This window comes from Methylobacterium sp. Leaf88 (genome assembly GCF_001422795.1).
Taxonomy (GTDB): domain Bacteria; phylum Pseudomonadota; class Alphaproteobacteria; order Rhizobiales; family Beijerinckiaceae; genus Methylobacterium.
On record NZ_LMMK01000042.1, the window covers coordinates 1 to 10930 of the forward strand.

Annotated in this window: 8 protein-coding genes; 5 read left to right on the forward strand and 3 right to left on the reverse strand. The window is 69.2% G+C overall.

Annotation, left to right across the window (positions count from 1 at the left end; all coding sequences use genetic code 11):
* Positions 1–733 precede the first annotated feature (733 nt).
* The 3 genes from ASF20_RS16275 to ettA all read left to right on the forward strand — a co-directional run bounded on the left by ASF20_RS16275 (position 734) and on the right by ettA (position 3865).
* Positions 734–1633: a DNA/RNA non-specific endonuclease gene (locus ASF20_RS16275; protein WP_056275800.1), complete on the forward strand. Its 900-nt coding sequence runs from the start codon at positions 734–736 to the stop codon at positions 1631–1633.
* Positions 1634–1647: 14 nt separating this feature from the next.
* On the forward strand, positions 1648–1965 hold the full coding sequence (locus tag ASF20_RS16280) for a hypothetical protein (protein WP_244476455.1): 318 nt from the start codon (positions 1648–1650) through the stop codon (positions 1963–1965).
* Between the two features lie 247 nt (positions 1966–2212).
* Positions 2213–3865, forward strand: coding sequence for an energy-dependent translational throttle protein EttA (ettA, locus tag ASF20_RS16285; RefSeq protein ID WP_056219775.1), 1653 nt, complete (start codon positions 2213–2215; stop codon positions 3863–3865).
* Between the two features lie 42 nt (positions 3866–3907).
* Here ettA and ASF20_RS16290 read toward each other — a convergent pair whose 3' ends face one another.
* Genes ASF20_RS16290 through ASF20_RS16300 form a run of 3 tightly spaced genes read right to left on the reverse strand, consistent with a single transcriptional unit; the run spans position 3908 to position 6865 of the window.
* The gene (locus ASF20_RS16290; RefSeq protein ID WP_056275803.1) at positions 3908–4762 is read right to left on the reverse strand and encodes a formyltransferase family protein; all 855 of its coding nucleotides are present in this window, start codon (positions 4760–4762) and stop codon (positions 3908–3910) included.
* Positions 4759–5526, reverse strand: coding sequence for an SDR family NAD(P)-dependent oxidoreductase (locus tag ASF20_RS16295; protein WP_056275807.1), 768 nt, complete (start codon positions 5524–5526; stop codon positions 4759–4761). Before ASF20_RS16295 ends, ASF20_RS16290 begins: the two co-directional genes overlap by 4 nt.
* 31 nt (positions 5527–5557) lie before the next feature.
* Positions 5558–6865 (reverse strand): capsular biosynthesis protein, encoded by a 1308-nt coding sequence (locus ASF20_RS16300; protein ID WP_056275810.1) that lies wholly within the window; start codon positions 6863–6865, stop codon positions 5558–5560.
* A gap of 484 nt (positions 6866–7349) precedes the next feature.
* Here ASF20_RS16300 and ASF20_RS16305 point away from each other — a divergent pair, with 484 nt between their 5' ends.
* Positions 7350–9050 (forward strand): capsular biosynthesis protein, encoded by a 1701-nt coding sequence (locus tag ASF20_RS16305; protein ID WP_244476456.1) that lies wholly within the window; start codon positions 7350–7352, stop codon positions 9048–9050.
* 7 nt (positions 9051–9057) lie between these two features.
* Positions 9058–10545 carry an LTA synthase family protein gene (locus ASF20_RS16310; protein WP_056275817.1) on the forward strand — a complete coding sequence of 496 codons (1488 nt, stop codon included), beginning with the start codon at positions 9058–9060 and terminating at the stop codon, positions 10543–10545.
* The last annotated feature ends 385 nt before the right edge of the window (positions 10546–10930 follow it).

Sequence of the window (10930 nt, forward strand, 5' to 3'; positions counted from 1 at the left end):
CGCCCGCTCCGGCGCGATCTTGTCTTGCGAGGTCTTCTCTTGCGAGGTCTTCTCTTGCGAGGTTTCTTGCCGTGACACTGAATCCACACCCGTTCGTTTGCTGGCACCCGCTCGATCCGGCCCGCCGCCAACGCTCTGCGCGGACCGACCCTCGAACGATGCATGCCCCAAGACGAAACCGGGGCCCTTCGATCGCACTTATAACGTCATTACGCGGCATTGCCACGCCAGGGGGCGCTTGCGCTTTCCCACAGACCGCGCGCGGTCTGCAATTCCATTCCGAAATCCGAAGCGCGGGAGACCGATCCGTCGCCGCGCCGTGACTGTGGAGATGCTGGCGCCGACGCCTGAACTCCGGCAGGTAATCCCACCGCTCGTTCCGATCAACGGTGCGATCGTCTTTTCCCGTCCGCCGATCCCGCATCGAGGCAGGCCATGTCGCTCCTCCGCTTTCCCGCCGGCCTCGCCGTGATCGCGACACTCGCGAGCGGTTCCGCCTGGGCGGCGGGCCGTACCGCCGACCCGTCGCTCGTGCGCCGACACGCGCCGGTCGAGCCCTTCACGTTCCCGTGCGGGACACCCGGCACCTGCGGCGTCCAGGCAGGACCCGGTCCGGCCGATCGCGATGTGCGTCCCTTCGAGGGTACCCTCGGTCGGCCCTGCGGCTATCGCACGCGGGCGACTCCACAGGGGATCCGCAAAGTCCGCGTATGCTTTTGAGCCCACGCGATCCATGGTCAGTCCACGCCTGCTGCTGCTGTCTGCCTGGCTCTGCGTCGCACCGGTTGCGGCCCTGGCCGAGGGCTGCGCCGACGCGTTCGCGGAGGGGCGCCGGCCGGAGATCATCAACCCGAAACTGGCCGAACGCGCCGTGCCGCTCTGCTACGAAGCCTTCGCGGTGCTCCATTCCGGCCTCTCTCGGACGCCGCTCTACGCCGCCGAGCGCCTGACGCGGGACAGCGTCGCGGCGGCTCGCCGGGTCGACCGCATCGACGCCTTCCATGACGAGGATGCGCTGCCGGTGGCGGACCGGGCGCGGCTCGATGATTATGCCCGTAGCGGATACGACCGCGGCCACATGGCCCCGGCCGGCGACATGCCGACCGGCGCGGCCCAGGCGCAGTCCTTCAGTCTCGCCAACATCGTCCCGCAGGACCGCGCCCTCAATCGCGGGCTCTGGGCGGCGATCGAGGAGAGCGTCCGGCGTCTCGCCACCCGACGCGGCACGCTCTACGTCGTGACCGGACCGATCTATTCCGGCGATGCCGTTCAGGCGATCAACGGGCGCGTCCTGGTGCCGACCCAGCTCTTCAAGGCGCTCTATGACCCGGCCACCGGGGAGGCGGGCGCCTACCTGATGGCGAATCAGGACAATCCGCCCTGGCAGGCCGTCTCCGTCGACACCTTGCGCACGGTGTCCGGGCTCGACGTCTTTCCAATGCTGGTCTCCACCGCCAAGGTACGGGCGATGGATCTGCCGGAGCCGCGGGCCTATTCTCGGGGCGAACCCGAAGGCGACGAGCGTCCGCGCCGCCGGGCGCCCCAAACGGATTCGTTCGAGTCCTGGGCCAAGGACCAGCTGCATCGCGCCTTGCGGCGTCTCTGGCGCGATCTGATGCGTGCCATCTTCTGAGGGGGGGTGTTCCGATGCCGAAGACGGGTGCCCCCCATGACCCAGACCGGTCGTCGGACACGCGGTCGGAGACGAGCCCGGTCCGGTTCACGCCCTTCGCGGACGACGCGGCCGTCCAGACGATCGGCGGTCTCTCCGTCGAGAACGGCCGCGATCGGATCGCCATCCACGGCAGTCTCGACCTCGCGCGGGACGCGCGCGGGCTGGAGCGGGCCCGGGCCCTCGCAGCGGCCTTCGCCGCCATCGTGGCCGCCCTGGAGGCGGCGCCGTTGCCCGAACAGGTCGCGGAGGAGTCGCGGTCCGCCGACACGGTGAAGAACCCCTTCGCCTGAGGCCGGGATCTCGGCCCTTCTTCTCGGCCCCGTTCTTGCCGGTCGGTCGCCGCCCTGATACTCCGGCGCAACACTCTCACGCGAAGCGGTTCGACGACGGCGAGCGCCCGAGGTCCGACCGCATCGGCGCTCTTGGCGCGGCACGCCGTCCGGTTCGACCGGACGCAGCCGCGCAACACTGCACACGCTGATTCCGATGGTCGAGGCGCAGGGCGCGCCGGGCCGCCGACACGACAGGGATACCACCATGGCGCGCGAATTCATCTACCACATGAAGGGTCTGACCAAGACCTATTCGGGGGGCAAGAAAGTCCTCGATAACATCAACCTGTCCTTCTACCCGGACGCCAAGATCGGCGTGCTCGGCATCAACGGATCGGGCAAGTCGACCCTGCTGAAGATCATGGCGGGCATCGACAAGGACTGGACCGGTGAAGGCTTCGTCGCCCAGGGTGCCCGGGTCGGCTACCTGCCGCAGGAGCCCCAGCTCGATCCGAACAAGTCCGTGCGCGAGAACGTGATGGAGGGCGTCGCCGAGAAGCAGGCGCTGCTCGACCGCTACAACGAACTCGCCATGAACTATTCCGAGGAGACGGCGGACGAGATGACCGCCCTTCAGGACCGGATCGAGGCCGCCAACCTGTGGGAGCTGGATTCCAAGGTCGACCAGGCCATGGAGGCGCTGGGCTGCCCCAGCGACGAGCAGCCCGTCGCGACCCTCTCGGGCGGCGAGCGCCGCCGCGTGGCCCTGTGCAAGCTGCTGCTGTGGGAGCCCGAACTGCTGCTCCTCGACGAGCCGACCAACCACCTCGACGCCGAGACGGTGAACTGGCTCGAAGGCCACCTGCGTCAGTACCCCGGCGCGATCCTGATCGTGACCCACGATCGCTACTTCCTCGACAACGTCACGGGATGGATCCTCGAGCTCGACCGGACTCGCGGCTACCCGTACGAGGGCAACTACTCGGCCTGGCTGGTGCAGAAGCAGAAGCGGCTCCAGCAGGAGGGCCGCGAGGACATGGCCCGCCAGCGCGCGATCAACCGCGAGCAGGAGTGGATCGCCGCCTCGCCGAAGGCCCGCCAGTCGAAGTCGAAGGCCCGCATCACCCGCTACGAGGAGCTGGTGGCCAAGTCCCAGGACAAAATCGACGCCTCGGCGCAGATCGTCATCCCGATCGACGAGCGCCTGGGCAACAACGTCATCGAGTTCGAGCACCTCAACAAGGCGTTCGGCGATCGTCTGCTGATCGAGGATCTCTCGTTCAAGCTTCCGCCCGGCGGCATCGTCGGCGTGATCGGCCCCAACGGCGCCGGCAAGACGACCCTGTTCAAGATGATCACCGGTGCGGAAAAGCCGGACGGCGGCACCATCTCCGTCGGCGAAACCGTCCATCTCGGCTACGTCGACCAGTCGCGCGACGCGCTCGATCCGAACGCCACGGTCTGGCAGGAGGTCTCCGGCGGCAACGACATCATCTATTTCAACAAGCGGGAGATCAATTCCCGGGCCTATTGCGCCGCCTTCGCCTTCAAGGGCTCCGACCAGCAGAAGAAGGTCGGCACCCTCTCGGGCGGTGAGCGCAACCGCGTCCACCTCGCCCGGACCCTGAAGGGCGGCGCCAACGTTCTGCTGCTCGACGAGCCGACCAACGACCTCGACATGGAGACCCTGCGGGCCCTCGAAGAGGCGCTGGAGGATTACGCGGGCTGCGCCGTCATCATCAGCCACGATCGCTGGTTCCTGAACCGCATCGCTACGCACATCCTCGCCTTCGAGGGCGAGAGCCACGTCGAGTGGTTCGAGGGCAACTTCTCGGATTACGAGGAGGACAAGAAGCGTCGCCTCGGCGCCGATTCGCTGATGCCGAAGAAGATCAAGTACAAGAAGTTTTCGCGATAAGACGACGGCCCGGCGCCCGCTTCCCAGGAGGCGGGCGCCGGTTCAGGCCCGGGCGCTCAAGGCCAGGGCGTCCTTCAGGTCCCGCCCGTCCGTGAGCTTGCGGCCCTGGCGGCGCAGTGTCTTGAGGAGGGTCCGGTCCGGGAACGGGCAATAGGGCAGGACCGGCGCGATCGTCCCGGCGGGAAGCCGTCCGTCCGCGAGGTCCGCGAGCGCCCGGTCGAGCAGGACCCGCCCGTGCTCGTGCAGGATCATCGAGGCGCGGGTCGCCGTCGTATCCTCCGGCAGGCGGACCGCTTCCTGCGAAAGGATCGCGCCGGCGTCGATCGTGACGGCGAGGCGATGGATCGTCACCCCGAAGGACGGCTCGGATTCCGCCAGCGCGTGGATGGTCGGCACGGGCCCGCGATGGCGCGGCAGCAGGCCGGGATGGACGTTGAGGCCGCCCAGCGGTGCGCGCATCAAGGTCGGGCCGGAAAGAATCTGGTCGAAATGGAAGGTGACGATGAGATCGGGGATGTGCCGCGCGAAGGCCTGCGCCACCTCCGGACCGTTGACGTCGTCGACCTTCAGCGTCGGTATGCGAAGCTCGCGACAGAGCGCCTTCAGGGGCGTGGCGCCCGCCGAGTTGTTGGCGCCGGTCAGCCGGCGTGTCAGCGGCGAGAGCGGCGCGAGGAGATCGGGCAGTCCGAAATTGACGCCGAGATAGGGCAGGATCGCCGGGCCGGAGCGCGCGAGATGGCGCCGGACCTGTCCCACGAGGCCGCCGGAACTCGGTCGTTCGGCGTTCGACAGGCCGACGAAGGCGATCTCCGTCGCGTGGTCGCCGACGAAGCGGCGCACGGCGCGGGCGTTCGGCAGGGCCTCCAGCACGAACAGCGCGATCCGGGGGCGGCTCACCGCCCGACCCGGATCTTGAACTTGAAACCGCTCATGCCGAGACGTCGCAGGAATTCCGGCAGCAGGGCTGCGCCGCGCGCACCCACCGCGAGGATCCACGGGAAGGCGACGATGTCCCGGTCCTTGGCCAGGCCGCGCGCGATCCGCCGCGCCGCGTCCTCGGCGCTGAGCTCGAGGGGACGCCAGCCCTGGTACTCGCCGCCCATGGCGGTCTTCACGTAGCCGGGGGTGACGACGTTGATGCGCACGCCGTGCGGCTTCAGCTTCTCCCGCAGCGCCAGACCATGCGCGAGCAGCGCCGCCTTGGTTCCGCTGTAGGAGGGCGCGTCGGGGAGTGGCGCGAAGGCCGCCAGGGACGAGATCAGCGCGATCTGCCCGTGGCCGCGGGCCCGCATCAGGGTCACGCAGGGCAGGGCGACGTTGAGGGCGCCGAGGAGGTTCACCTCCACGGTCTCGAAGGCCATGGCTTCGGTCTCCACGTCCCCGCCGGGATCGCCGCCGTTGATCGCCGCGTTGACGATGACGAGGTCGAGGGGATGGGCGCGGTCGGCGCCCTGAAGCCAGTCTGCGACGGATGCTCGCTCGCGAATGTCGAGGCGCCGGGTCTCGACCGCGGCCCCCTTGGCGCGGCACGCGTCGGCGATCGCCTCGAGACGGGTCCGGTCACGACCCTGAAGGATCAGCGTCGTGCCGGCTTCGGCGTAGTGGCGGGCGAGGGCGGCGCCGATGCCGCTGGACGCGCCGGTGATCAGGATGACGGGCATCGGGACTGCTAGCGCGCCCGGCCGGACCGGATCAATAGACCGGCGCCAGTTCCTGGGGCTCGCTGTCGTCAGCCCGGATCGCGCCGGCCGCGGCCAGGGCCGAGGCCGGCAGCGTCGCTTCCAGCCGCGGGATGGTGCCGGCGATCGCCCGCTCGATGGCCGGGCGGGAGAAGAAGCCGCCGTTGATCTGCGAGCGGTGCAGGACGACGCGTCGGAAATCCGCCATCAAGGGGCCGTCGGGCGGCGTCGGAGCCGTCCAGAACGAGTCCACGCCGCCCTGATGCGTGAGGCCAGGAAAGTTGTAGATCGCATTGCCGGCGGCGCAGGTCGGGCGCCCGAGTTCGAGCGATAGCATGCCGACGGTGCTGTTGATCAGGACGACGCCGCGGCTGCCGGCGATCAGGCTGGGCAGGTCGCCACCGTCGATGATGTCCAGGCGGTCGTTGACCCCGTGCCGGCGCGCCGAATGGCGGGCGTACTTGCGCCAATTGATCAGGCCGCTGTCGAGGGGATGCAGCTTGATCAGCAGGCGGGTCGGCGCCGGCGCATGGGCGGCGAAGGACGCGATCGTCCGATCCATGAAGCCTTCGACCCCCAGGAAGGGGGAATGGACGCGGATCTGGTAGTCGCTGTCGAGCTGGAGCGGCAGCAGAAAGTAATCGACGCCGATCGCCGTGTAGGCTTCGTTCAGTCGTGCCGCCTCGCGCCGCGTATGGGCGCGCCGGGCGAACTTCTTGATCCAGCCGGCATATTCCACCGCAATGTGATGCGGCCGGTGGCTGCGGAAATGCGGGAAGAAGTACGGGAAGCCGAAATTCGCGATGTTGTAGGCCACGTCCCAGAGGCTGCGCCGGGCCATGTCGCCGCTCGACGGCATCGCGCGGCCGGGCTGCGGCAGGCGGCGGGCCACGGCGCGGATCTCGTCCGCGGTCTTCGGCAGCGCCGAGTTGCCGTTCACGCCGCCGAGCTCGCAGGTGATCCAGTTCGGCCGGAGATAGCCCTCCTCGAAGACGTGGAATCGGACGCCGAAGGGCTGGGCGGCGGCCGTGGCGGCGACATGGTAGGGCCGACAATCTCCGAAGAGCACGATGTCGGTTACTCCGTGCGTGCGGACGTAGTCGGCGACGTAGGCGCCCCACTTGTCGAAGCGGCCCCGGTAATTGTCCGAGGGGAGGCGCCAGAACAGCCAGTCGCCGGACGAGAAATTGATGCGCCGCACACGATGGCCGCGCGCCTCCAGGGCGCGGCCCAGCTCTGCGAAGAAGGGTGATGCGAGTCCCTGGAGGAAGAGGAACGTCGCCTGTCCGTCGCGATGCATGTCTGCGCGGGGCTGAAGCATTCTCTCCGACGCCTGCTCCTGCGCCCGTTCAATGGCGGGCCACCCTGGACGGTCAAATCCGTCGCACGGGACTCCCATCCCAGCAATTGGGCGCTCGTAGGGCCGGAATGGATTTCCGGTGGCCTGTGCCTTTACGGCAACGCCCCCTGCGGTGCGGCTGCCCGGCCCGGGCGAGCGCTCTCCCCCGACCCACGCCCCTCGGAGCCCCGAAGATGCTAAGGCAGCGGCCGGTTACGTCGATCCGAAAGTGCGCATGCCCTCGACCCTGCCGTCATCCCTCTTATCCACAGGCGGACGCGTTCACGCGCTGCGATCCGAGATCTCGACCGCGCTGGACGTCCCCTTCGCCTCCCGCTGGCGTCCGGGGGCGGCGCCCGTGGTCTGGGATTCCGGCGTTCTCCGCAGCGTCGCGCAGCGCCTGGCACGTCCCGTGATCGTGGGACCGGGTCCCCTGCTGTCTCCCTACGACACGCCCGGCACGGGGATGGCGAGCCTCCGCGTCGACCAAGCTGGCCACGCAACCTGTCTTGGGCAGGTCGACACCGAGGCGCTGCTGCGCGCCCGGACCTTCGGACGGAATCGGTTCTCCCGCCGGACCGTCGAGGCCATCTCGGAGGCCTTGTCCGGTCTCGCCGATCCGTCCCTCATTCTCGCCGAGGGCGCCGTCGCCCACTCCGGCGCCCGCCTTCGGGCCTTCGTGATGCGCGTGCTGGCAGCGCACCCGGACAGGACGTTCCTCGTCGCCGGCTCAAGCGGATGCACGGACCTGTCGCCGAGCCTCTCTCCGCACTTGCGGGTCATCCCATCCCCGGTCGATCCCTGGGCGCTGTTCGAACAGGTTCGCCAGGTCTTCGTCGACGACTGGGCGACGGCCTGCGAGGCGCGTCTCGCCGGGTGCGACGTCGGCCGTCCGGGTGACATGTCCGCACCCCCGACGATGCAGGAGCTCGTGGCCCTGCGCTACGGCACGGGGATCCACTACTTCGATCCCTGGACGCGGGCCCCGATCGGGTTCGGGGATTGCCTCGACCGCGTCGCATGGCTGCGCGACCGCTTCGCCGACAACGAGACACGGACGGTGCTGGTCGGCATCTCGGGCTGGAAGCGTCCGGTTCTCGACGCATTCATGGTCGGTCCGCAGGGACCACCGATCCACACCATGACGGCGGAGGATGCCGTGGCCGCCGCACGGGCGCACCAGGCCCAGGTCCGGGTCTGGGCCACGCGCATGCCGGAACGGCTGGGGCCGCTCTGCGCCGAAGCGGGCGTGCCTCTCGCGCGGATCGAGGACGGTTTCCTGCGTTCCGTGGGCCTCGGGGCCGGCCTCGCCCCCGGCGCCTCGATCGTCGTCGACGATCGCGGGATCTACTACGATCCACGGACCGAGAGCCGGCTCGCTTTTCTCTTGCGGACGTCGACCTTCCCGCCGGACCTCGTCGCGCGGGCGAAGGCCCTGCGCGAACTCGTGATCGCCCGCCGCCTGACCAAATACAATGTCGGTCTCAACGACGAGTCCGGCGACTGGCCGTGCGATCGCCGGATCGTGCTCGTCCCCGGCCAGGTCGAGGATGACGCCTCGGTGATGCACGGCTCCCCGGTGGTGCGCTCGAACCGCGATCTGCTGCGAGCCGCCCGGGCCCGGAACCCGGACGCGTTCCTGCTCTACAAGCCGCATCCCGACGTGGAGGCCGGGTTCCGGACCGGTGCAATCCCGGAGGCCGAGGCTCTCACCCTCGCCGACCGGATCGTCGGTGGGCTCTCCATCGTGGATCTGCTCGACCGGGTCGACCATGTCGAGACGATGACCTCGCTGGCGGGCTTCGAAGCCCTGATCCGCGGCCGCACCGTCGCGGTCCACGGGCGTCCGTTCTACGCCGGATGGGGCCTGACCGAGGATCTGGCCCCGGGCGCGGATCGGGGGCGCCGGCTCGCGCTCGACGAACTCGTGGCGGGCGCCCTCCTGCTCTACCCGCTCTACCTCGATCCGGTCACTCTCAAGCCGTGTTCGGCCGAGCGCCTCCTCGATCGCCTCGCCGCCGCTCGCGATGCGGCCGGTCCTTCGCGCCTCGCCATGAGTCGAACGGGGATTCTCACCATGCGGATGCGCTACGCTCTGCTGAACCCTCTCATCCGACGCCTTCGCGCCAAGCGCGGCGTCGAGCGATTTCCGGACCGGAAGCCCTGACGCCGCAATGACCTTTCTTCTCAGTCTGACCCTCGCCCTGCTGCTCGGTCTGGCCATCGAGGCCCGCGAGGGTGGGCAGGCGCGGCCCGTAAGCCTGCGTCCCCGCGACCTCGCGATCCGCCTCGCGGGCTACGGATGGGTGATGGCGTTCTGGTTTCAGTTCTCCTGGCGTCCCTGGCTCGCGGGCGTCTCCTGCGTCCTGACGATTCTGATCCTCACCATCGTCAGCCGGCTCAAACGCGGCATCATCGGCGAACCGCTGGTCTTCAGCGACTTCGCCCTCCTGCGGCAGGTGCCGCGCCATCCGGAGCTCTACTACACCCACCCGCTCAGCGACCCTCGCATGGCCGGGCCGCTTCTCGTCGGCTTCACAGCGGTCGCCACTTGGTATGCGATTGAGCCGACCATCCTGCCGGCCGAGCCGAGCGTCGCGGTCCTGGCGATCCTGGGCCTCCCGCTGATGCTGGTCAGCAGCGTGGTGCTCTCGGGGGAGGGGAAGGCCGCCGCCGCCCTCGCGCGCTTGTTTCCGGCGCCGGCACTGGACGTCGACATCGCTCGGTTCGGGCTTCCGGCCACGCTGCTCGGCTATGCCCTTCGTTGGCGCGCCCATCGCCGAACCGAACGGGGAGCGGCTCTCCCGACCCCGATCCAGCGGGGCGACGCACCCGTGATCGTCGTGGTACAGCTCGAATCCTTCCTCGATCCGGTACGCCTCGGCGGACCGCCCCTGCCGCTGATGGAGATCATTCGCGAGCGCGCCACCCTCCACGGGCGGCTGCGCGTGCCGGCCCACGGGGCCTACACGATGCGCACTGAGCACGCGGTCCTGACCGGCACCGATGCCGAGGATCTCGGGTTCGGTGTGTTCGACCCCTACCTCACCCATGGCGGCCACGAGCCGACGAGCCTGCCCCTGCGCGCCCGCGATGCGGGGTTCGAGACCGTCTTCGTGCATCCCTTCCACCGCGACTTCTTCAACCGCGCCGCGGTGGTGACACGCCTCGGCTTCGATCGCCTGATCATGGAGGACGACTTCTCCGAGGCACCCCGGGTGGGACCCTATGTCGGCGACGCGGCGATGGCCGACCGCGTGCTGGCGGAAGTCCGCGCGCGCAGCGGCCCCCTGTTTCTGTACGGCATCACGATGGAGAACCACGGGCCGTGGAAGCCGGGGCGTCTGCCGGGTATCGACGACCCACTGGCACAATACCTGACCCATGTACGCAATACGGGCCGGGCCGTGGAAGCCCTCCTCGCCGGATTGGAAGGCCTGCGGGCCACCCTCTGCGTGTTCGGCGATCATGCTCCGGCCCTTCCCAATTGCCGGCCCGGTTTCGGCGGCACGGCGACGGATTACGCCATCTTCCGGTTCGGACCGGATGCCGGCGGGGGGGGAGCCCGACGCGACCTCACGGCGGCGGAGCTCGGGCGTCAACTCCGTCAGATCATCGCGCTCCTCGGAGAGGGGGAGAGCTTGGCTTTGCCACCCTCGTGACGCATTGGTGATGGATAGGCGGCCGGATCCAGCATGGGCCGGTCGGAGCCTGCCTGGGTGCACGATCCGTTAATCCGATCGCAGCGTTTTGCCGCTATCGTCCGACGCGGCCACCGCTCGGAGGCTTGTGCCGTGATCCCGGTCCCCTCACGGGCGACCTCGGGATCGCGTTTCATCGAACACGATGGCGCCGCCCGTGCGCCGTGACCGAGGCGGGCGTCGTCGCCGGATCGCACCTGCGCGCGGTCCGGTCAGGAGAGTAACAATGCTTCGTAAGGCGTCCCTGGCCGCCCTGACAGCCTGCCTCGTGTCGGGCTGTACCTCGCTTCTGCCTGCGGCCGGCCCGACGACGGGGGCGGTTGTGGAGGGGGCGGACGTGTCCACG

Bases quoted from the DNA above. Each gene is read 5' to 3' on its own strand.
- ASF20_RS16275 (WP_056275800.1), top strand. From the start codon at position 734: ATGGTCAGTCCACGCCTGCTGCTGCTGTCTGCCTGGCTCTGCGTCGCA.
- ASF20_RS16280 (WP_244476455.1), top strand. From the start codon at position 1,648: ATGCCGAAGACGGGTGCCCCCCATGACCCAGACCGGTCGTCGGACACG.
- ettA (WP_056219775.1), top strand. From the start codon at position 2,213: ATGGCGCGCGAATTCATCTACCACATGAAGGGTCTGACCAAGACCTAT.
- ASF20_RS16295 (WP_056275807.1), bottom strand. From the start codon at position 5,526: ATGCCCGTCATCCTGATCACCGGCGCGTCCAGCGGCATCGGCGCCGCC.
- ASF20_RS16300 (WP_056275810.1), bottom strand. From the start codon at position 6,865: ATGCTTCAGCCCCGCGCAGACATGCATCGCGACGGACAGGCGACGTTC.
- ASF20_RS16305 (WP_244476456.1), top strand. From the start codon at position 7,350: ATGGCGAGCCTCCGCGTCGACCAAGCTGGCCACGCAACCTGTCTTGGG.
- ASF20_RS16310 (WP_056275817.1), top strand. From the start codon at position 9,058: ATGACCTTTCTTCTCAGTCTGACCCTCGCCCTGCTGCTCGGTCTGGCC.